The organism is Apilactobacillus xinyiensis (genome assembly GCF_019656235.1).
Taxonomy (GTDB): domain Bacteria; phylum Bacillota; class Bacilli; order Lactobacillales; family Lactobacillaceae; genus Apilactobacillus; species Apilactobacillus xinyiensis.
In genome coordinates this window covers 1-23,244 of sequence record NZ_BPLL01000030.1, presented here as the reverse complement: position 1 = coordinate 23,244, position 23,244 = coordinate 1, and the positions used below count along the sequence as shown (strand labels likewise).

Below are 23,244 nucleotides of genomic sequence, written 5' to 3'. Positions count from 1 at the left end.
TGAATATCGAAATCATTCCATGAAATTAAATATTTAATTTAGTAATAATTGTCTAACTTTTTTAAGGCACTTCATAAAAAGGTTTGCTTTTTTATTTAATATCGTTAAAAGTAATTCTAGCACCTACTTCTTGAGAGCTATCACCATACTTTTTATTTACACGTAACTGTTTAAATGGAAAGTTAGCTTGCATATTAAAAACTTTACTAATCTTCAAATTTTTAATATTAGTGTCTAATTCATTAGTTTCTAGTTTATTAGTATAGAATTTAACAAGTTCACGAATCCAATTAATACCAGTTGCATGACTCATAAAAATAGTTTCAGTGAGTCTCAACGGACGAATTCCTACATATTCTGAAATACCATTTTCTTTATTAAACAATATTTGTACTAAACCAATCCAATTGGATTTAGCAATTTGCTCTTGAGAAATATCAATATCTTTAGATAATTGTACTTTATTGATAAAAAATGGAATTTGATAGTTAGTTATAAAATCAATGTTGCCATTAGATTTATTATTGATTAACTTTTCAGTTGCAATAAAGTAACTTTTTTGCTTAGTAACAAAGAAGTTTAGAGCATATGTTACTTTTTTAGGTAAAATTACCCCTGTTTCTTGATCAGGTGGTAAAATTTGAACATTTAAATTCTGCTCTTTTTTGATTTCTTTCATCAAATAATGTCGATTACCAGGAACAAATACTCTTACCGGCTTTTCAGTTCTAATAATATTAAGAATATCTCCCAGTTGAATAGGTTCAATATATCGTTTATCACTTAAATTGGGATTTAATGATAATGAGTTAGGGTTGTTATTTATAATAACCGTTTTATAACCCACTTTACGTAACTGAATTAAAATTTCTGCAGTGTAATAATCAGCAGCAGTATTAGGCCCTAGTTTATTACCACCACGTCCAATAACCAACGCTGTTTTATTAGAAAACTGACTAGATTCGTTTTCAATCTCATAGCTGCTATAAAATGATAATATGTTTTCATCAAATTCTCCAGCTGATGGTTCAATCATTTTATAGGTTGGAATCGATTTAGCTTGCATAGATAGCTTTTTAATATAATCAATCGGTACATCCCAAGTTTCCGACATCATACCATCACCGAAACCATTTTGATGGGCAGCTTCGATGGTTTCTAATTTTAAAGGATAATTTATAATTTTTTCTTCGGTATTTAACAACTGTTTTAATTTATAAAAATAAAATTGATCAATTTTTGTTAACTCTGTTAAATCCTCAACTTGATATCCTCGACGAAGTGCTTCAATCAAAACCAAAAATCGATTAATTTGTGGATGAATTAATTGACTAATTAATTCATCATTAGAAATATCACGCATACTAGGCAAAATATCCTTAGGACTAAACTGTGAACTTCTCAATGCTTTTAACATGGCTTCTTCTACACTTCGCCCTACACCAATCGTTGAACCAACTGATTTCATAATAGTATTTAAGTGTTCATCAGCATGTTTAACGTTTTCAAATGGCCATACCGGCATCTTAACCACTACATGGTCAATTGTAGGTTCCATAATAGCGGTTAAGCGATGATACTCAGCCGGTAATTCAACTGATTTTAAATTGACGCCCAAATATAATAATGTTGTCACATACTGTAACGGATAACCAGTGGCTCTTTCTACTAAGGCCATATTACGATTATAGTTTAAATTAATCTTAGTTATAAAATAATTCCCATCATTTGAATCGAGTGCAAATTCCACATGACATGATCCAACAATTTTTAAAAACTCCATAATTTTAAAGGTCGCGTTTCTCAGTGATTGATATTCAGGGTCAGTAAGGGTCTGAATCGGCGCTACGACAATTGAATCTCCCGAGTGAATTCCTACTGGATCAATATCTTCTAATCCTGAAATCAAGATTTTTGTACCGTCAGCATCCCTTAAGCCTACCATTTCAACTTGTTTATATCCTACGACACTTTTTTCAATAGCACACTTATCGACTGAAGACTTTTCAAATCCTTCTGTTAACGCATCTGAAAGTGACTCTGAATTCTGACATATCTGACGATGAGTATTCTCATGCGCTGAAATAGATTTAACAATTACTGGAAATCCAATCTCTCTAACAATTGAAAAAGCTTCATGTTCAGAAGATACAATGTCTGAAGGAACCACCGGTTCACTTACAGCACGAATAATTTTTTTTATATGATATGGATTGTTAATCATCTTAAGTGCTTTATTATTCAATCCTAACAATTTAACATTATGCTTTTGTAAGAATCCACTAGTCACTAAGCTTTGTGCCACGTTAATAGCCTTCAATCCACCAAGAGTTGCAATTAAAGCGTCTGGATGAGTGCTTTCAATAATATGTTTAACGTTTTTAGAATTTACTTCTACCGTATATACATATTCATTATCAATTGTGCTAGCAGTCAGAGAAAATGGATTGTTGTCAACAATAAATGGTTGAATGTTATTTTGTTTTAATAATAGTGCCGTTTCAAATGATGAATTATCTAATTCATTTTCTTGACTAATTTTAGAAGGTCCACCACCTAAAATAAGCACTTTTTTTATATCGTTATCTATCATTTTAGAGTTATCTCCTTTGTGAGCTAACGTTTTCTAAAAATTCATCATATAAATCAACACTATCAATAGGTCCAGGACCACCATCTGGAGAAAATTGGATTGAGAAAGAAGGATAATCACGATGCCTAATTCCTTGTACTGTTTTATTAATTAAGTCAACATAGGTAACAATTAAGTTATCATGGCTGATGGATTTAGGATCAACTGCATAGCCTTGACTTTGCGAAGCATAAATAATTTTATTAGTAATAATTTGCTTAATAGGATGATTACTACCGTGATGTTCAATATCCATTTGATAAATCTTGGCTCCATTTGCTAATGCAAATAATTCATGCCCTAACCCCATACCAAATATAGGAACATTTTTTTGAACGGTACGAATCATTTCCAATACACTTTCTGGAAGGTTCAAAGGCGATCCGGGCCCAGTAGAAAGTACAATTCCATCTGGATCTAAGTCCATAATTTCTTTGCTACTAGTATTCCAAGGCATAACTGTAACGTTACAATGTCGTTCAGAAAGTTGTCTTAAAATACTATACTTTAAGCCAAAATCAATCAAAATAATATTATATCCATCACCTGGATTTGGGAAAGGCGCCTTAGTTGAAACCTGATCAACTTGCTGATTAGTTAGTACAGAAGCATTTAATTGATCATAGGCGTGCTCATCATCTATATCAACAATACTACCTTTCATGGAACCTTTAATTCTAATATGACGAGCCAATTCACGAGTATCAATTCCAGCGATTCCTGGAATATTATTTTGTTTTAAAAATTTATCTATGGACAAATTTCCTAATCGATTAGTAGAAATATTAGAGTATTCCTTAGCAATTACTCCCTTAGCATTAGTTACGATAGATTCAAAACTTTTATGATTAATACCAGTATTACCAATTGAAGGCTGCGTAAAAACAATAATTTGATTATGGTATATCTGGTTAGTAATAACCTCTTGATATCCAAGCATATTTGAATTTATGATTACTTCTCCCGTTGTAGTAGCTTCTGATCCAAAGCCAACACCCTTATATGAAGCGCCATCTTCTAATATTAAATAACGAGTTGTCATTACTATTCAGCCAATCTCCTTAATTCATTTAAAGTTAATTTGTATTAATCATCCATGATTTCTACAGAATCATAGTCGTCAATTTCTGCAACTGAGACACGGACTTTTTCTTTTCTAGATGTAGGAATATTTTTACCCACGAAGTCCGCTCTAATTGGTAATTCGCGATGTCCGCGGTCAACTAAAACAGCTAATCTAATGTTATTAGGTCTACCTAGTTCTGAAATAGCTGAAAAGGCAGCCTTTATAGTTCTTCCAGTATAAAGTACGTCATCTACTAAAATAACATTTTTACCAGCTACACTAACCTTAACACTGTTATCGAGCACTTTAGGATCTTCTTGTTGTGAATGGTCTACGTCGTCACGATATTTAGTTATGTCAATTTCAGCTACATCAACATGCTTTTGTTCTAATTTTTCTAGACGGTTAGCAATTCTCTTAGCTAAATAAACTCCTCTAGTTTTAATTCCTACAATTACTAAATTATCAATTCCTTTATTCTTTTCAATTATTTCATAGGTAATTCTAGTCAATGCACGTTGCATTGCCATTTGATCTACTACAACTTTTCCCATATTTATTGCTCCTTTAATACATTTTTATTTGTTATTTCTCAAATTATTAATTGTTTTTTTAAATATTTCTGGTAATGGCGCTTCAAAAATTAGTTCTTTATGTGTTACAGGATGTACAAAGCCTAATTTTATAGCATGTAAGAATTGACCATGACCTTTAATTGTTTTTCTAGGCCCATATAAAGGATCACCCACTAAGGGATGACCAATGTATTTCATATGGACTCTAATTTGATGGGTACGGCCAGTTTCTAAAATACAAGAAACTAATGTATATTGGCCATCAAATCTTTCTAACACTTTAAAATGTGTTACTGCATTACGACCATCAGCCACTATAGCCTGCTTTTTACGGTCTTTTTCAGAACGACCAATTGGCGCATTAATAGTCCCTTTGTCTTCCTTAATGTTACCATGAACCAACGCTATATATTCTCTAATGTTACTTTTTTCTTTTAACTGATTAGATAATGATTCATGAGCATGATTATTTTTAGCAACCATTAATAATCCAGAAGTATCCTTATCAATTCGATGAACGATTCCTGGACGAAAAGTTCCATTAATATTAGATAAAGGGGTATGGTATAGTAATGCATTTACTAAAGTTTTATCAGGATGACCAGGTGAGGGATGTACGACCATCCCTTGTGGCTTATTTACCACCAAAACGTCGTCGTCTTCATATACGATATCTAAAGGAATCTGTTCTGGCTTAACGTTTAATGTATTAGGTTCAGGAATGTGTACTTCTATTTGATCATCCATATTAACATCATACTTCGGTTTTTTGATTTCTCCATTTACTAAAACATGGCCTGCTTTAATTAGACTATTTGCTCTGGAACGACTTACGTTTTCCAAATTTTCAGAAATAACTTTATCTAAACGACCATTTTCTTCTTTTACCTGAAAAGTTTTGTCTTGTTCTAACATATTAAGATCCGTTTCTAATTTTTATTCTTTAAGGAATCCAATGAAAATAAATATAAAGCCAATTGTTAAACATGCATCAGCAAAATTAAAAATTGGAAAATTAATAAAATCTAATTGAAACATATCAACTACAAAAGTATGCACAATGCGGTCAATAAAATTACCTAAGGTTCCTGCTAATACTACTGAAAGTCCTAACTGTAGCATTAAATTATGCTTCGTTTTAATCCAAAAGTATATTATTGCAACTACTGCAATAATACTAACTACGTAGAAAAAAATTTGTTTACCTTCTAACATGCTCCACGCAGCACCGGTGTTTTGTAAGTAAGTTAACGATACTCCTGGTATAAAAGAAATTACTGAACCTAAATCGATATTATTAACAATCCAAAACTTAATTAATTGATCTATGCTAACTAAAGCTACACATAAAATAATTAAAAATATTGGCATTAATTCTGATCACCTCTTAAAACAAGCCAGTTATTTTACCATTATTATCAATATCCATATCTAATGCTGCTGGATGGCTTGGCAATCCAGGCATAGTTAAAACTTTACCAGTTAATGCAACGATAAAGCCGGCACCTAACTTAGGCTGAAATTCTCTGACATGAATAGTGAAATTGTCAGGAGCACCTAACTTTTTAGCATCATCAGTGAATGAATATTGATTTTTAGCAACACATATTGGTAATTGATTCCAACCACGTTTACGATAGTTTTTTAGTTGACGTGCCGCTTTACTACTCAATTCAACTTTACTACCACCATATATTTTAGTTACTATTGAGTTTAATTTATCCAAAATATCGTCATTTTTATCATATAGTGGCTTAAATTTATCTTCATTATTACAAGTATTAACTAACTCGTTAGCTAAATCAATAGCGCCAGCACCACCTTTTGCCCAGACATCAGCTAAAATTCCTTTGACGTGATGACTTTCTACATATGATTTTAAAACTTCAATTTCTGTATCCGTATCGCTAACAAATTTATTAATAGCCACTACGACTGGTTTACCATATTGTTTCATATTCTCAATATGACGGCCTAAATTAGCAGCCCCTTGTTTTAATGCGTCAATATTTTCAGTGTCTAGTTCATTCTTGTTAACACCGCCATTTAATTTTAAGGCTCTAACTGTAGCTACAATAACAATGGAATCTGGGGTTTTTCCAATGTTTTGGGATGTAATGTCTAAAAACTTTTCGCCTCCCAAATCAGCCCCAAATCCTGCTTCAGTAATTGTATAATCAGCTGACTTAAGCGCTGCTTTAGTGGCTAAAATACTATTACAACCATGTGCAATATTAGCAAATGGTCCCCCATGTACAAACGCTGGGGTATGTTCCAAAGTTTGGACTAAATTGGGTTTTAAAGCATCTTTCAATAGTAGCGTTAAGGCTCCGGTTACGCCTAAATCTTCAACCGTAACTGGTTGTTTATCATAGGTATAGCCAATTAAAATTTTACTAATTCGATGTTTTAAATCTGATAGATTTTTACTTAAACATAAAATAGCCATTAATTCACTAGCTACAGTTATGTCGAAACCATCTTGTCTAGGAGTTCCTGAAGTTCTACCGCCTAAACCAATCACAACTTGTCTAAGCTCACGATCGTTAATGTCTAAGACCCTTTTCCAAGTGATTTGTCGTGGGTCAAGATTTAGTTCATTACCGTGTTGTATATGATTATCAATTAAAGCAGATAAAGTATTATGAGCTTCTGTAAGTGCTGGAAAATCACCTGTAAAGAATAAATTTATATCCTCCATTGGTGCAACTTGTGCATATCCACCACCAGTAGCACCGCCTTTAATTCCCATTACAGGACCTAGTGAGGGCTCTCTTAACGCAATTGCACAACTCTGGTTAATATGCTTAAATGCATCCCCTAAACCAATTGTTAGTGTAGTTTTTCCTTCACCAGCTGCAGTAGGATTAATTGAAGTAACTAAAATTAATTTATGATTTTTAGGGATGTCACCCTCATCTAAATTTACCTTAGCTTTATAGTTACCATATTGTTCAAGCTCATTTTCTTTAATACCAATTCGACTAGCTACATCTTTTATATTTTCAAGATTAGCATTTTGTGAAATTTCAATATCTGTTTTCATTAACAATCTACTCCCCTTTACTGAATAATTTACTTGATTAGCGACAATATTTCAATAATAGAATTAGATGGAAGCAAATATTCATGCTTTTTGTTGTTAAACACGAACGATATTTTTCTTTTTGATGATTTTACATTACTAATTTCATTAATATTAATTTGTGAACCTTGTGGGTTTAAAATCGTACTTACTACAATACTTTGATCATTAATACTAATTTTTCTGAAAAAAATTCCGCACCAAGTAAAGAAAGCAAAAGCGATAAAAAACATTAACGTGATCCATTGGAAATGTGTAACCTCAAGCCAAAAGGTTAATCCAATAAAAAATAAAGCAACCACCCAACTCCAATATATAATCGAGTTAAGCATATCTGGCTGATATAAAAAACTTCTTTTTTGCGGTATCATATTTGTATTAAACATCCTTTCTGATTGGAGATATTAATATGATTAAATTATACACCGATGCAGCAACTATGAATTTATCTGGTAAAAGCGCTGCAGGTATTTTAATTATTAAAAATGGTAAGCAACAACAAATTAAACTTCCACTAGAATCTAAAGATAATCATTTAGCCGAATTTGAAGCTTGTAAATTAGGTTTTGAGTTAGTTTATAATCAATATGCTGATGAAACAAGTCAAGAGATTATATGCTATTACACTGATAGCAAAATTGTATATCAGAGTTTAGAAAAAAATTATGCAAAACATTATCAAGCACAGGTTGATGCTATTAAAAAATATCAAATATCATATCAACTAGTTATTAATAATTGGATTTCTGATAAAAAAAATGAAGGTGCCCACAAATTAGCACAGCAGGCCCTTCATAAATTTTATTAATTGTTTTCTGGTTTGATATAGTTATCAATTGGTTTTCTTAAATCTTCTAAATTATCTTTACTATTATCTAAAGACATTTCAGAGAGTATTTTACCCATAATTGGTCCGGTAGTTAGTCCAGATGAACCTAAACCGCCTCCAACTAAGATATGTGCAAAAGATTTCGGTAAAGCTCCAAAATAAGGTGCAAAATCTGAGGTATATGCTCTAGTACCAATTTTAACTTTAATGATGTTTTCTTCACTAACGTTATTTACTACATTTTTAGCACTATTTAATAAGTCATCAATTACTTCATGACTAGGATTTAAATCAAAGCCTTTATCATTTTCGTGAGTTGCACCGATAATAACTCGACCATTGCTAAATGGAATAAAGTCTCTTTCACCTTCAGGCATTAAAACTGGCATATCTTCAGTTTCATCGTTAAAAGCCGAGTTCAAAGATAATTCAATTAATTGACCTTTTTGCGGTCTAACATCAACTTCAAATGGCAATTCACCAAGTGTTTCTTTCATCCAAGCACCGGTAGTAACAATGATTTTATCATATTCGTGGATATGGTTATCATTATCTACAATATTACCGTCTGCATTAATACTGACTTTTTGATTAACTATATTTAAGTTAACTTTTTTAGCAATATTAATTAGCTTGTTAACGTATTTTTCTCCGTCAATTTTAGCTCCTCCAGAAACAAATACACCAGGTAAAGCATGATCAATTATAGGGATGTATTGTTTTACTTCTGCAGCTGTTAATTTAACAACTTGTCCCATTAAAGGTGCTGATTCTAATCTATCCATTGCTAAGTTATATAATTCGTCTACATCTTTAGAATTATCTCTAGTAACAATCGTACCACTTTGATTATAGATATCTTTGGACATCTTAGTTTCTTTAGCTATATCGAAAAGTGTCTGAGCTCCATAACGTGCTAAGTTATACCATTTCTTGTTTCTTCTTTTAGAAAGCCATGGTGATATAATTCCTGCAGCTGCTTTAGTGGCTTGACCCAAACCATCATCATACATAGTAACTTGTATCTTATCACTACTTTTGCTTAGGTAATAAGCACAGGTAGAACCTACAATGCCACCGCCAATTATTGCTATTTTTTTCATTAAAAAAACATCCTATCTAATCTTTTTACCCCAATATTGGAAATAATCAGTTCTTAAATAACCATTGTATAGTTTTCTTTTTTTAGTAACCTTTTGTCCATAAAATTTTTCAAATTCAAGATCACTGGTTAAAAAGTATTTTGACCAACTAGTTAATGGCCTGAAAACTTTTCCTAAATCTTTATATAGTTTTTCAACACTGCGTTTGTCATCCAATCTTTCACCGTAAGGAGGATTAGATACAACTACACCGTTAATTTTGTCTGTTTTAAAATCTTTCACAGCTAACTGTTTAAATTGAATATCATGTAAAAGACCAGCTTCTTGAGCATTTAGTTTTGCTACATCAACCATATTGCCATCAACATCATAGGCCATAATGTCAACTTCTTTATCATAATCTGCTTTTAAGTCGGCTTCATCACGCACTTTTTGAGATAAAGATTCATCTATCCAGTCCCATTTTTCACAAGCAAAATCACGATTAAAACCAGGTGCAATATTTCTAGCCATCATAGCTGCTTCGATTGGTAAAGTTCCTGAACCACACATAGGATCTAAGAATGGCATATCTGGATACCAATTAGTTAACATAATAAGTGCTGCTGCCATATTTTCTTTTAGCGGTGCAGGCCCTTTAGCTACACGATAACCACGTTTGAAAAGACTTTCACCAGTAGTATCCATTGTCACAATAACATGGTCTTTATTAATCATAGTTTCCAACTGATAAAGATTACCACTTTCTGGTAATCTAGTTCTACGATGATAAAAATCACTTAGTTTGCTTACAACTGCTTTTTTAGCGATTGATTGTACATCTGGTACACTATGTAACTTGGAATTATGTGATCTACCATTCATAGGGAAAGCAGCATCCATTGGTAATAGCTCTTCCCAAGGTAATGCCTTGGTTTTTTCAAATAATTCATCAAAAGTATAAGCATTAAATTCGCCTACGATAATTTTGATACGATCAGCAGTTCTTAACCATAGATTAGTTTTAATGACGTCTTCAATGGTTCCTCCAAAACGAACGCGTCCATTTTCAACGTTAGTTTCATATCCTAAATCTCTTAGTTCTTGACCTACAATACCTTCAATTCCAGCAGCTGCAGTAGCCATTAAATTAAATTTTTTCATTTTTCTCCTTAATTAACACAAATATTTTATTGGTATAAAAAAAGAGTGGAAGAAAACTTCCACTCAATTCCTGAAAAGGTGTAAATTCTTGTAAGCCATGTTTTGTGCTTAAATAAAAACTCAGGGCGTTAATATTTAAGTAGTAATCATCTATCTGAGAGATTAATATCTCCCCCCCACACTTAGTTCAATTCCCGTGTGTGAAGCTCCCCTACCAAAGTTTGGGTTTCCCGCTCGAGGGGTTTACCGCGTTCCACCAGTAAAGTTTCCTATACTGTATCGTCACTGTGGCACTTTCAGAAATACTCAGGCATAGCATAACCTTAGCCCTTTTTTTCGCCATAACTATCATATAGATAGCTCCTCAGCTTATTTTTTCGCCAAGCACGAACACTACAAACATCTCAGTTTGTGCGAGAGTGGACTTTCCTCAGCTAACATAAGTTAGCCGCGATTACTCGGAATTTACACCAGTAAAAATTTAATAACGATTCATATTATCAGAACCGCCAAAAACTTTACGTTCAAGATTAGATAAACGTTTTAAAATATCAACATTGTTATTGATATTGGTATTTTGTTCGCTATAATTTGGTTTAGCGGAATAATCATAATTATTTCTACTACCATTAGTAGCGTTTTGAGCAGAAGCTAATTGATTATTTAAATCTGTAATTCTGCTTTTTAATTGGTTGTTTTCATTTTTTAGACTTTGTAAGACATTATCAAAATTCTCATAGTCTTTAATAATATCATCTAAAAAACTATCAACCTCAGCGGGATCATATCCACGCATTTTTTGTTTAAACTCTTTTTGCAAAATATCTGTAGGATTAAGTTGCATGTTGTTCATAGTTTACACCTCGTAATTCATTATTACGAACAAATATTATTATATCAAAAAGATATTATAATTCCAATACTTTTTTAATATTCTTTATATTGTAGTTCGTCTGCTAATTCTTGCAACTCATAAAAATCAATTATTTCATAATCATATTGTGGATTCATTTTATTATATTCCATTATTCTATTTAAATCATATTCACTTTTACCCTTATGTTCTGAATCATATATCATTAAAGCTTTGTCAGTATGATTTAGGATAAAGTTTTGATAGTTCTTAAACTGAATCGGTGATTTATATTCACTTTGTGATGTAGAAATATTAAAGTCAGCGCTATTAATTAAATTAAAAAAACTATTTTTGTTTTCATCATTCCAGGATTTACTAAAGTTTTCAAATGGTAAGATAACAGCATTTTTTATATTTGTTTCCTGATTTTCTTTCTGAATTTCTTTAACTACTTCACCTGTCCATTGTTCAATTCCTAAATTACCACCACTAATTACCCATTCCAAGCCATTCTCTTCATATTGATTAATTTTTTGTTTAATTATCTGCTTGATTATCTTTAATTTTAAGTCATTTTTAGTGAAAATACCTAATTCATAACTTCGATATCCAGTAATCCATATTCTACTCAATATAAGGACTCCTTGCTTAATCAAATTTTATATTTATGAAAATGTTATAATATGTTGTTGATATAATATATTATGTGAGGTGTTGCTAGTGAATATTAATTATCCTAATGGTAATTCGTTTGGTCAGTTCAATAAAAATATTTCTGGTAATAAAAAGCATCATTTTACTAAATATGGTGACCGCGGAATGTCTTTAGAACATGAGATAAATCAAAGTAATCAATATTACTTAAGTAAAGGCATTGCTGTCATACATAAAAAGCCTACACCTATTCAAATTGTTAAAGTTAACTATCCTAAAAGAAGTGCCGCAACTATTAAAGAAGCATATTTTAGAAAAGCTTCAACTACTGATTATAATGGTGTTTTTAATGGATACTACATTGACTTTGATGCTAAAGAAACTAAAAATAAAACTTCATTTCCTCTTAGTAATTTTCACCAGCATCAAATTGATCATATGAAGGCATGTGTTAGACAAAATGGTATTTGCTTTGCCTTGATTAAGTTTGTATTAACAAATGAGATATACGTATTGAATAGTGAAGATTTATTTTACTACTGGGATGATCAGTTTAAAGGCGGTAGAAAATCAATTTCCAAAGCTACTATTGACAAATTTGGTTATAAAATAGATTATAGCCTTAATCCCATAATTCCATATTTAAAGGCTGTGCGTAAAATTATTTTAAAGTACAAGGAGATTTAAAATGCCAAAGAATATTTCTATAGATACTTCCTCTAATGAAAGAGGCTCATCTAATTCTAGAGTAAATAAAAATAAGAATAATTATAGAAAAGGTAAATTCCCTTTTAAGAAAGTTTTGTTGGGAATTTTAGGTTTTATATCTTTCATGATTATTTTAGGAACTGGAGTTTTTGCTTATTTTGCATCTACAGCACCTCAAATAACTTATCAATCACTATCTAGTGATAATTCAACTAAAATATATGACGATAAAAATCATGTAATTTCTAGATTAGGTGCTCAAAACAGAGATTATGTTAAATCCAATAAGATTCCTACTCAATTAAAGCAAGCAGTTACTTCTATTGAGGACCGAAGATTTTATAAGCATAAAGGTGTAGATCCAATTGGAATAGTTGGAGCAGCCGCATCTAATGCAACTGGATCTTCTCTTGGGTTGCAAGGTGGTAGTACTTTAACACAACAACTTGTTAAATTATCAGTATTTTCTACAGCCTACTCTGACCGAACTTTAAAACGTAAGTCTCAAGAAGCTTGGTTAGCTCTTAAGGTTGAAAGAAGTTATTCTAAAGATAAAATTTTGGAATTTTATATTAATAAAGTATATATGGGGAATAATGTATATGGGATGCAAACAGCCGCTGAATATTACTATGGTAAATCACTATCTAAACTATCGTTATCTGAACTAGCATTATTGGCTGGAATGCCTCAATCACCATCAGGATACAACCCTTATCTTTATCCCAAATATGCTACTCAAAGAAGAAATCAAGTTTTAAATGCGATGGTTAGAACTAAAGCAATTAGTTTTGAACAATCTGAACAGGCAAAAAAAGTTAGTGTTAAAGCTGGTTTAGCTAAAACTCATAAAAAAACAGAATTAAGTACCGTTAAAGAAAAGTACATTGATTCATATCTTAAACAAGTAATTCAAGAATTAAAATCTAAAGGCTTGAAAACTAATGCGGGATTAAAGGTATATACTAATTTAGATTTATCAGCCCAAAAGCATTTATATAAATTAGCTAATAATAATCCAGAAATTGGATTCCCTAATAATCGTATGCAAGTTGGAGCTACTTTAGTAGATTCACAAACTGGACAAGTTAAAGCCATGTTGGGTAATAGAAAAAGTAAAGTAGCGTTCGGACTTAATCGAGCTGTACAAACAGATCGTTCCAGTGGCTCTACTATGAAACCATTAATGGATTATGGACCTGCAATAGAGTATTTAAAATACCCTACCTACCAACTAGTGAATGATACACCATACACTTATCCTGGAACATCTACTGCTTTAAAAGATTTTGATTTAAGATATCAAGGTACTATTACAATGCATAAAGCTTTAATTGAGTCTAGAAACATTCCCGCTATTCGTACTTTACAAAATGTTGGAATTAATAAAGCAACTGATTTCTTAAGCAATTTAGGAATAACTTTTGATAATACGCCTACTTTACAAAATGGTATTGGTGCTTATATTTCTTCAGAACAAGAAGCTGCTGCTTATGCTGCTTTTGCCAATGGTGGTGTATATCATAAGCCATATTTAATTAATAAAATAACCTTCCCAGACGGAAAATCAACAAATTATGAAACTAAGTCAGTAAATGCCATGTCTCCTGAAACTGCTTTTATGATAACTGCAATGTTAAAAGGTGTTATGAATAATCCTTCAGGATCTGGTACATCTGCTAAAGTACCTGGACTATACGAAGCAGGTAAAACTGGTTCTACACAGTATCCAGAAAATAGCTATAAGGGTATCTTGCCTGGATATGCAGCAATGGACAGTTGGTTTACAGGATATACTAGAAATTATTCCCTATCAATTTGGACTGGTTATGATCATCCGTTAGAAGTTGGTAATTACTTATCCGCAAATGATTTGACTATTGCACAAAGAATCTATAAGTACGAAATGCAATATATTTCTCAAAACTTAAGTAATAACGATTGGGTAAAACCAGCAAACTTAACTCAAGTAAGTAGGAATGGATTAACCGACTATTATATTAATGGTTATTCAGCTATCCAACCAGATAAAACTTCTGGTGCATTTAGTTCATCGGCTATTTATAATAATGAGCCATCTTCAAATTATTCAAATCAAACTGATAGCACTTCTTCTGTGAAAAGAAGTACTTCTCAAGAATCTAGTGCTTCTTCCGAATCATCAACTTCTAGTGAATCATCTACTGAATCTTCCAAAGAGTCTACTTCAAGTAGTTCAACAGAAAGTTCTAGTTCTAATAATACAGATGATAATCAACAATCTAGTAGTAATAGTACCTCTTCTAATAATAATTAAATAAAAAAATAAGACCTTAAATGTTATTATTTGGTCTTATTTTTTATTTTAATTATTAAGTTAATGTAACTTTTGACTAATCTAATTTAAATATTGGTATATCCGGCCCCTGTTCAACTTTTTTATTAGTTGAATTTTTTTTATATGCTACTTGATTTCTTTTTTTTCTATTCATTTCCACTTCATATGGAGTCCTAATATTTGATTTTTCCCAATTCAAAAGAATTCTATCCATGTACTTTAAACTGCGAACTTGATTCAAAACAGACTCTTTCAAGGCTAGCAAAATCATTTCAAAACTATAATCGTCGCTATCTATCCATTGACTAATTGTTTCTAATTCAATTGGTGATAATGATCTTCCAAATTCTTGTTCTATCTTTTGAAAAACATCTTTTCTTTCTAGTTTATCTGTATCATCAGAAGCTGTCCTAATACTTTTTGCAACGTTATTAATACTATTTTTATTAACTAATTCATTATCATTTGAATCATAATCTAAGTTAGCTAATTTATCATATAACAGTGAAAAATCATAAACATCAGAAGTTTTTCCATTGCTTAATTCTATGGTCTTTATTTGCATAATCTTGTTTTTAATTAAATTATGCAATATTTCATAAATATGATTTTTATCAATTCCAGTATTATTAGAAATAATTTCAATATCTGGAAATCTATTCCCCCTATCAATAAAACTTTTAATTTGTAAATAAATAACAAATTCTTCATTATTCATTCCTAATGATGCATATTTAGAAAGTAATAAATTAGAAATACTAGTTTGTCCATCATCAATGATTCTTTTAGCAAAATTGTCCAACAATTTTCAACCCTTTCTATTTTTAAATAAAAAGTCAGCAATAATTTTGCTGACTTCTAAACATTCGCTATTAGTTGTAAAGATTTACCATTTTTATAAGATATTGTTTCATAGCATAATTTATTTTTATTATTAAAGTAAGTTACTACCCAAACTGGTTTATCATTAAAAATAGATGGTGATGCTTTAATTATCTTTTTAACGTCACCATTTCGTTTAACTAAGTTAATAGCTAAACCTTTATTAATACCATCTTTTTGATTAACAACTAAAACATGACCATTATTTTTAGAAATAATAACAAATACTGATTCTCCGCTATTATTAGTTCCTGCAACAGTATAGTAAGTATTTGTTAAATTGGATACATAAAAATCATCTACATGTTTAATCTTTGCATATTTTTTTGAAATACTAACAGCATCTTTTTTGGCTAATTTTATAGGTCTATCAGCCAGTACAAAAAAAGCAATTACAAATCCTATTAGTATAATTAATACTAGTATCGACCATTTTATCCATTTTTTTGATTTTCTTTTCCTAGAAAACTCTCTTCTCATTTAAAATATCTCCTTGATCTAGTTTTCTATATATGAGTTCACTGCTTTAAAATTGGGAATATATTTTTGAAAAAATTTGCTAAAGTTCAATTTAGAAATATCATCATCCCAAATAATGATTGTTCCGTCTGCATTAACATTAATGAAATGCATAATATTTTTATATAAATGTAAGGTATATCTAGACACATCAACGTTACTTTTATTGCAATAATTATTTTTAAAATAATCATTCAGATTATCAATAATCAAAATATCAGCATTATTGTTTAAATTTAGCATATACTCTAGTTCACTATTTCCAATCGTAACAAATCTAGAATGATTAGACATCTTTTTTAAAATTTTATAATCATTGCCCGTAATATCACGAGCATAGATTGAATATAAATCTGATAAATCAGATTTATGCAATCCAGAATAATAATTTTCTGTACTAATTTTAGAATTAGTCAATATAAAAGTTTTAAAATCAGTTTCCTCGACTAACTTATTCACAAATTTAATTTTACTGTCCTTGTTATTATAACCCTTAAAAACTAAAAATTTATTGTTACCAGAAAATTTATTTTTAAAGATAATTTTTTTAGTTTTCTTAACATTTAATTCTAACTGTTGATGAATATAATCATAACAACTAGCTATCAACCAATTACTGTCAATAAAAATCAAGTTTTTATATTTATCATAAATTAGGCTTTTAATAAGTCCGCTAGATTGCATAAAATTACCTTCAAAATAAGCATTATCAATGTTTTTATCTTTATTAATTGTTAATAAACACGTATAAGCATCGGTATATTTATACATATTTTCTCTAAATTTTTTAAAGTCATGCATAAATTTTAATAAATCAATTGCATTACACTTAAATTTATTAAAAATAATATTGTTGCTGTTTATATTAAAAAGCTTTTTATTAAGATATGCAGCTAAACTATCAATACTCTTAATAACATCTGTATTTTCATTGAAAAAAGTTAAAAGTAAATCATTTTTAAACCCGAGTGAATAACCATGTTCTGTAGAAATAAAGTTATTTTTCTTAAGAAAAGATTTCTTAAAGTTATTTGTAAATAGCTCTGCTTTTAAAGTTAATTTATGCAATATGCTATCTACAATTTTTATATTATCCATATTCTTAGAGTGATTAAATACATCATATAAATTTGTATAATGTGTTTGATGTAAATCACTTTGAAGTTTTCTAATTAATGTAAAAATATGGTTAAATTGAAATTGCAGACTAAAAGTTTTTAAAAAGTCTGCATTAAACTTAGTAGCTTGATCAACTACTAAATTGTACTGACTTAATGGAATTAAACTATTTAAATAGTTTGTATTTTCAATTAAATAACTATGATCTAAAATGATTAAATGTGCTTGTTTAAGTTTGTTGTCAAAATTGCTTAGATAATAATTGTACTTAATTTCATCACAACTAATTTCTTTAAAATAATCTATATCGTTGTAATTAGCATTAATTTCACTTAACAATCCTGTTTTAGTAAGTGTTAACCACACTAGTATTTGACACTTTATAAACTTAGTCTTTTTAGATTTACTGTCATATCTCAAACTATTTTTTAATTTTTCTAAGTCAACATATTCATTAGATGCATGTAAAACAATAAAATCAGTAAATTTATTTAAACTTGATATTTGACGCGAAACCTTATTAACATTTTCTGAAGCTATGATAGATTTATTGCTATAAATTATCGGCTTTAAAACGCTATTATTACTATCTACATTAGAGTCAACTAAAACGTTGCTTCTTTTTATATTTTTAAAGAGTGATTTTTCTAACGAATTTTCTTTTACATTAATTTTTGTATTGTAGGTATTTTGAATTTTCTTAAACTCATTTACATCTGAACTAGAATCGTTAGTTAATTTTCTAACAACAAAGCCTTTTTTTAAGCAAAGCAATTTGCTTTCAAAGTTATTGTCTCTATAGTCATTAAAAAATTCAATCGTATTCATTGGTAATGAAGGACTAATATCTAAAATACCTTTAATAATAGAATTAGATATTTTACTTGCATACTTAGATAATAAAATGAATATTTTCGCAGTAGCTAAAGCATCACTAGCAGATGAGTGTGGATGTTCATGCACTATATTTAAAGCTGAACTCAAATCTCTAAGTCGATAACTATCCATAGTAGGCATTAATATCTGACTCAAAGTGACTGTATCATACCCTTTGATTTTTAAAGGACTGCAACCTGCTCTTATTAATTCTTTATTCAAAAATGGCAAATCGAAGTTAATATTATGAGCAACAAATATAGTGTTTTCTAACATTTTATATATTTTATTAGCAACTTGATCAAAAGTAACAGCTTTAGACACCTTTTCGTTATCTATGCCAGTTAAATCAGTTATTCTACTAGGAATAGACATCATAGGATTTACATAAACATTGTACGAGTCTATAATTTTACAGTTCTTTACGAATGTACAACTAAACTGTATTATTCTATTCGCGTCCTCAGACATGTCACTTCCCGTAGTTTCTATGTCAACTACTGAAAAAGTAGAATCTTTCATCATTTTCACCAAACTTTTATAAATTCATTATACATAAGCATTTATGTAAGCTTACTTAAAATAATAACACGCATATACTATTTAAACATATCAATAACTTTAAAGTTAGTACTACTTTTATTGTGTATAATATATGATAGTATTTAACATGGCTAGGAAGTGAAAAAGAAATCTTGGAAAAATCTAGTATTGGTATGAGTCATGCCAAAATAATATTAATGGGTGAGCACAGTGTTGTATACAAAGAACCAGCCATTGCGCTACCTATTACATCAATTAAATTAAAAGTAGAAATTAAAAAATGTTTATCCAATAATATATTAATAACTAGCCACTATTATAAAGGACCCTTACAAAATGTTCCTGTTAACATGCTAGGTATTAAAAAATTAATCGATCAAACTTTAAAAAAGTTAAATAAAGAAAAAGAAACATTTAACATCATAATTAAAAGTAACATTCCATCTGAACGTGGAATGGGTTCATCAGCTGCAACTGCTGTAGGGATTATTAGAGCTATATTCAAATATTTTGATAAAGAAATTAGTCGAAAACAACTATTAAGGTTAAGCGACGTCGAAGAAAAAATTACTCATGGTAATCCATCCGGACTAGATGCAGCAACTGTAAGTTCTGAATACCCGATTTGGTTCATTCATGGACAAGAAAATGAACAAATTCCATTCAACATAAATGGATACCTAATAATTGCGGATAGTGGTATTTTAGGAAGAACTGACATTGCAGTTAACTACGTTAGAGAATTAGTAAACCATAAAAATGAAATCGCAATCAATTCCATTAACAATTTAGGAAACACCGTCCGTCAAGCTAAAGAATGTTTAGAAAAGGGAAATATTCACCAATTAGGTAAGCTAATGGACTTTGCACATCAACAATTACAAAATATTCAAATAAGCAACCCCACTGTAGATAAAATTGTTAACATAACTAAAGAAAATGGTGCGTTAGGTGCTAAATTAACCGGTAGTGGTTTAGGTGGTTGCGTTATTTCAATAACTGATAATTTAGAAAAAGTCGATAAGATAATTAACGCTTTAAAAAAACAAGGCGTAAAAGATATATGGACCCAAAAATTAGGTTCAATAAATTAAGTAAAGGATTGAATTTTTTATGCATTTATCGAATGATTTTATTACAGCAAGAGCACATACAAATATTGCTTTAATAAAATACTGGGGTAAAAAAAATGATGATTTAATAATTCCAAATAACAACAGTTTATCACTAACATTAAATGAATTTTATACTGAAACTAGTGTCAAATTCGATAGTAGCTTATCTAAGGACTTAGTGTTATTAGATGACCATGATATTTCTGATTCTAATCAAATAATAAACTTCTTAGATATCATTAGAACCAAAGCTAATATAAATGCATCAGCTTATGTAAAAAGTTACAATCATGTCCCCACCTCTGCTGGCTTAGCTTCATCAGCTTCTGGATTTGCAGCTTTAGCCGCAGCTGGGAGTAAAGCAGCTGGACTACAACTAAGTCTTACTGAAATGTCTAAACTAGCCAGACGTGGTTCGGGATCAGCTACTAGGTCTATTTTTGGTGGATTTTCCGAATGGATTAAAGGTAATACTGATAATGACTCGTATGGTAAATCTATTCAAGATCCAGTGGCAATGGACATTAATATGATAGCTATTATATTGGATAAAAAGCCAAAAAAAATTAGCAGTCGTATCGGTATGAAACGTTCCGTGGAGACATCACCTTACTATAACGCTTGGACTAAGCAAACAGAAATTGATTTAATTAAAGCTAAGGAAGCCATTAAGTCTAATAATTTCAAAGCATTAGGTCAAGTAGCAGAAAGCAATTCTATGCGTATGCACGCTTTAACGATGAGTGCTTATCCTTCATTTATGTACTTTAATCAAGATAGCATTGAAGTTATAAATACAGTTAAAAACTTAAGAGAAAATGGTATAGATTGTTACTTTACAATGGATGCTGGTCCAAATGTTAAAATCATCTGTCAATCAGCAGACATCAAAATAATTAAAAATAAACTAGCTAATAAATTTGATGAAAATCAAATGGTTGTTTCCAAACCTGGTCGTGGCATTGAATTTATTTAATTAAATCTTATTTTGAAGGGAAATGATTTTTTGATTTCGGTGAAAGCACCAGGTAAATTGTATATTGCTGGAGAATATGCAGTCGTTGAGAAAGGTACTCCTTCGATAATAGTCGCCTTAAATCAATTTATAACTGTAAGTATTGAAAAAAGTGATGATTATGGAAGCATTGTTTCTAAACAATACAGTGAAAACTCTATTTATTGGAAAAGAATTGACAATAAAATAATTTTTGACAATCGTGATAATCCATTCCACTATATTTTAGCGGCTATTAATATAGTGGAAACCTATGCACAATCTATGTCAAAAAATTTAAAAACATATCATTTAAAAGTAGATAGTGAATTAGATAATTCTGATGGCAAAAAATATGGCTTAGGTTCTTCAGCTGCTGTTACAGTAGCTACAGTTAAAGCTTTATGCCAATTTTATGATATAGATGTATCAAAAGATGAACTATTTAAACTATCAGCCATCACACACTTAGAAGTTCAGGGAAACGGATCCTTAGGTGATATTGCTGCAAGTGTATATGGTGGTTGGATTGCTTATGAAGCTTTTGATCGTGAATGGTTAAAGCAAATGCGCCCTAACCTGTCAATTAAGGAATTAATCAATAAAAAATGGCCCTATTTAAGAATTGAACCGCTAACTCCACCCACTAACCTTAAATTATTAATTGGATGGACTGGCTCACCTGCTTCTACTTCACAATTAGTAGATAAAGTTTCTTCTGAAAAATCTAGTAAAGAAAATGAGTACCAAGAATTCGTACAAAAAAGCAAAGCATGTTTAGAACGAATGATTAAAGGTTTTTACAACAAGAATTTAGAAACCATTCAACGTGAAATCATAATTAATCGCAAGCTTTTACATCAACTAGGTCAAATTACTAACGTTATCATTGAAACACCATCACTAAAAAAATTATGTGATATTTCTATAGAAAATGGTAGTGCTGCTAAATCATCTGGTGCCGGAGGTGGCGATTGCGGAATTGCGATTGCTAATAGCGATAACAATGAAATTACTAAGATTTTAAATGAATGGGAAAATAATAATATTAAACAATTAAATTTAGACATTCATAAGAATTAAAGTTGTAAAGGAGTCATTATGGACAGTCAACATTCACAGAGAAAAAATGAACACATATCGTTGTCTGAAAAATTTTATAATGAATATAGTACCGCAGACTTTGAAAAAATAAGGTTTATTCATCATAGTCTTCCCGAAATTAGCGCTCAGAGTATTCGTATGGATACCCAATTAGGTAATATAGAATTAAAATGTCCATTTTATATCGAAGCTATGACTGGTGGTAGTAAATTAGCTGGCGAATTAAATGAAAAATTATCTAAAATCGCTCAAGAATGCAATTTAGCTATTGCTAGTGGTTCTGAGAGCATTGCAATTAAGGATTATAAAACCGCCAATTCATTTGCTAATCTTAGAAAATATAATCCTAATGGAATCGTTTTCGCTAATATAGGAGCCAATCATCCCGTTGAAAACGCTAAAAAAGCTATAGATATTTTAAACGCTGACGCATTAGAAATTCATATTAATGCAGTTCAAGAAATCGTTATGCCGGAAGGTAGCCGAAATTTTCATTGGATAGAAAACATTGCTAAAATCGTTAATGAAGTTAATGTCCCTGTAATCATTAAAGAAGTTGGCTTTGGAATGGATAAATCAACAATTAAAACATTACAAGAAATTGGTGTTAAATACATTAACATTAGTGGACGTGGTGGTACTAATTTTGTAAATATTGAGAATTTTCGAAGAAAAAACAAAGAATTAGATTATTTAAATGGCTGGGGACAAAGTACAATCGAATCCCTTTTAGAAGCATATGAATACCATAATGAAATAAATATTATTGCTTCTGGTGGCATTAGAAACGCTTTAGACATTGTTAAATGTTTTGCGTTAGGTGCTAAGGCAGTTGGTGTTGCTGGTCCTATTTTACATTCATTAATTAAAAATGGTGAAACTGAAACTATTGAAATGATTAAAGAATGGCAACAAGGTATCATCAGTATAATGACTATCTTAGGTTGTAAGAAAATAGAAGATTTAAAAAATCAAAAGTTACTACTAGATTTAAATCTACAAAATTATGTTAATCAACGAAATATTAAATACTAAAAAAGAGAACTTATTATGTACCGCCTTAAAAAAGTTAGACATAATATCTAATTTTTTAAGGCGGTTTTTTTATGTCAAAATATTCAACT

At 30.3% G+C, this 23,244-nt stretch carries 21 protein-coding genes and 1 other RNA gene; 7 read left to right on the top strand and 15 right to left on the bottom strand.

Annotated elements, in window-relative coordinates; genetic code table 11:
• Positions 1-91: 91 nt before the first annotated feature.
• The 7 genes from K5Q11_RS06525 to K5Q11_RS06495 are packed head-to-tail and all read right to left on the bottom strand — an operon-like array spanning position 92 to position 7,729.
• Positions 92-2,593: an ATP-binding protein gene (locus K5Q11_RS06525; RefSeq protein ID WP_220752132.1), complete on the bottom strand. Its 2,502-nt coding sequence runs from the start codon at positions 2,591-2,593 to the stop codon at positions 92-94.
• 7 nt (positions 2,594-2,600) lie between these two features.
• Positions 2,601-3,674, bottom strand: coding sequence for a carbamoyl phosphate synthase small subunit (locus K5Q11_RS06520; RefSeq protein WP_220752130.1), 1,074 nt, complete (start codon positions 3,672-3,674; stop codon positions 2,601-2,603).
• A 44-nt stretch (positions 3,675-3,718) separates the two neighbouring features.
• Positions 3,719-4,252, bottom strand: a complete 534-nt coding sequence (pyrR, locus tag K5Q11_RS06515; protein ID WP_220752129.1) for a bifunctional pyr operon transcriptional regulator/uracil phosphoribosyltransferase PyrR — start codon at positions 4,250-4,252, stop codon at positions 3,719-3,721.
• A gap of 24 nt (positions 4,253-4,276) precedes the next feature.
• The gene (locus tag K5Q11_RS06510) at positions 4,277-5,188 is read right to left on the bottom strand and encodes an RluA family pseudouridine synthase (RefSeq protein ID WP_220752127.1); all 912 of its coding nucleotides are present in this window, start codon (positions 5,186-5,188) and stop codon (positions 4,277-4,279) included.
• 21 nt (positions 5,189-5,209) lie between these two features.
• Positions 5,210-5,644, bottom strand: a complete 435-nt coding sequence (gene lspA, locus K5Q11_RS06505) for a signal peptidase II (RefSeq protein ID WP_220727831.1) — start codon at positions 5,642-5,644, stop codon at positions 5,210-5,212.
• A 16-nt stretch (positions 5,645-5,660) separates the two neighbouring features.
• On the bottom strand, positions 5,661-7,319 hold the full coding sequence (locus tag K5Q11_RS06500; RefSeq protein WP_220752125.1) for a formate--tetrahydrofolate ligase: 1,659 nt from the start codon (positions 7,317-7,319) through the stop codon (positions 5,661-5,663).
• Between the two features lie 29 nt (positions 7,320-7,348).
• Positions 7,349-7,729: an EbsA family protein gene (locus K5Q11_RS06495; RefSeq protein WP_220752123.1), complete on the bottom strand. Its 381-nt coding sequence runs from the start codon at positions 7,727-7,729 to the stop codon at positions 7,349-7,351.
• Between the two features lie 38 nt (positions 7,730-7,767).
• Here K5Q11_RS06495 and K5Q11_RS06490 point away from each other — a divergent pair, with 38 nt between their 5' ends.
• Positions 7,768-8,166, top strand: a complete 399-nt coding sequence (locus K5Q11_RS06490) for an RNase H family protein (protein WP_220752121.1) — start codon at positions 7,768-7,770, stop codon at positions 8,164-8,166.
• On the opposite strand, the gene K5Q11_RS06485 is transcribed toward K5Q11_RS06490, so the two are convergent.
• From K5Q11_RS06485 to K5Q11_RS06465, 5 genes are all read right to left on the bottom strand, one after another.
• Positions 8,163-9,290: an NAD(P)/FAD-dependent oxidoreductase gene (locus tag K5Q11_RS06485; protein ID WP_220752119.1), complete on the bottom strand. Its 1,128-nt coding sequence runs from the start codon at positions 9,288-9,290 to the stop codon at positions 8,163-8,165. The two genes, K5Q11_RS06490 and K5Q11_RS06485, sit on opposite strands and share 4 nt — an antisense overlap.
• A 12-nt stretch (positions 9,291-9,302) precedes the next feature.
• Positions 9,303-10,433 (bottom strand): THUMP domain-containing class I SAM-dependent RNA methyltransferase, encoded by a 1,131-nt coding sequence (locus K5Q11_RS06480; RefSeq protein WP_220752117.1) that lies wholly within the window; start codon positions 10,431-10,433, stop codon positions 9,303-9,305.
• Positions 10,434-10,519: 86 nt separating this feature from the next.
• Positions 10,520-10,899: RNase P RNA component class B (gene rnpB, locus K5Q11_RS06475), an RNA gene on the bottom strand.
• Between the two features lie 15 nt (positions 10,900-10,914).
• Positions 10,915-11,286, bottom strand: coding sequence for a cell division regulator GpsB (gpsB, locus tag K5Q11_RS06470; protein ID WP_220752115.1), 372 nt, complete (start codon positions 11,284-11,286; stop codon positions 10,915-10,917).
• A 74-nt stretch (positions 11,287-11,360) separates the two neighbouring features.
• The gene (locus K5Q11_RS06465) at positions 11,361-11,921 is read right to left on the bottom strand and encodes an SLOG family protein (protein ID WP_220752112.1); all 561 of its coding nucleotides are present in this window, start codon (positions 11,919-11,921) and stop codon (positions 11,361-11,363) included.
• 88 nt (positions 11,922-12,009) lie between these two features.
• Between K5Q11_RS06465 and recU the strand changes: the two genes are divergently transcribed.
• Both recU and K5Q11_RS06455 read left to right on the top strand, forming a co-directional pair.
• A complete protein-coding gene (gene recU / locus K5Q11_RS06460; protein ID WP_220752109.1) occupies positions 12,010-12,630 on the top strand; it encodes a Holliday junction resolvase RecU in 621 nt (206 codons plus the stop codon).
• A gap of 1 nt (position 12,631) precedes the next feature.
• Positions 12,632-14,947 (top strand): PBP1A family penicillin-binding protein, encoded by a 2,316-nt coding sequence (locus K5Q11_RS06455; RefSeq protein WP_220752087.1) that lies wholly within the window; start codon positions 12,632-12,634, stop codon positions 14,945-14,947.
• Positions 14,948-15,023: 76 nt separating this feature from the next.
• On the opposite strand, the gene K5Q11_RS06450 is transcribed toward K5Q11_RS06455, so the two are convergent.
• Genes K5Q11_RS06450 through K5Q11_RS06440 form a run of 3 tightly spaced genes read right to left on the bottom strand, consistent with a single transcriptional unit; the run spans position 15,024 to position 18,889 of the window.
• Positions 15,024-15,770: a DnaD domain protein gene (locus tag K5Q11_RS06450; RefSeq protein ID WP_220752084.1), complete on the bottom strand. Its 747-nt coding sequence runs from the start codon at positions 15,768-15,770 to the stop codon at positions 15,024-15,026.
• Positions 15,771-15,826: 56 nt separating this feature from the next.
• Complete coding sequence (locus tag K5Q11_RS06445; protein WP_220752082.1) at positions 15,827-16,330, bottom strand: cell wall elongation regulator TseB-like domain-containing protein; 504 nt, start codon at positions 16,328-16,330, stop codon at positions 15,827-15,829.
• An 18-nt stretch (positions 16,331-16,348) separates the two neighbouring features.
• Positions 16,349-18,889 carry an exonuclease domain-containing protein gene (locus tag K5Q11_RS06440; RefSeq protein WP_251067929.1) on the bottom strand — a complete coding sequence of 847 codons (2,541 nt, stop codon included), beginning with the start codon at positions 18,887-18,889 and terminating at the stop codon, positions 16,349-16,351.
• 170 nt (positions 18,890-19,059) lie between these two features.
• Here K5Q11_RS06440 and mvk point away from each other — a divergent pair, with 170 nt between their 5' ends.
• Genes mvk through fni form a run of 4 tightly spaced genes read left to right on the top strand, consistent with a single transcriptional unit; the run spans position 19,060 to position 23,155 of the window.
• Complete coding sequence (mvk, locus tag K5Q11_RS06435; RefSeq protein ID WP_220752078.1) at positions 19,060-20,001, top strand: mevalonate kinase; 942 nt, start codon at positions 19,060-19,062, stop codon at positions 19,999-20,001.
• A 19-nt stretch (positions 20,002-20,020) separates the two neighbouring features.
• Complete coding sequence (gene mvaD, locus K5Q11_RS06430; protein ID WP_220752076.1) at positions 20,021-20,998, top strand: diphosphomevalonate decarboxylase; 978 nt, start codon at positions 20,021-20,023, stop codon at positions 20,996-20,998.
• A 30-nt stretch (positions 20,999-21,028) separates the two neighbouring features.
• On the top strand, positions 21,029-22,099 hold the full coding sequence (locus K5Q11_RS06425; RefSeq protein ID WP_220752074.1) for a phosphomevalonate kinase: 1,071 nt from the start codon (positions 21,029-21,031) through the stop codon (positions 22,097-22,099).
• 18 nt (positions 22,100-22,117) lie between these two features.
• The gene (gene fni / locus K5Q11_RS06420) at positions 22,118-23,155 is read left to right on the top strand and encodes a type 2 isopentenyl-diphosphate Delta-isomerase (RefSeq protein ID WP_220752073.1); all 1,038 of its coding nucleotides are present in this window, start codon (positions 22,118-22,120) and stop codon (positions 23,153-23,155) included.
• Positions 23,156-23,244: the final 89 nt, after the last annotated feature.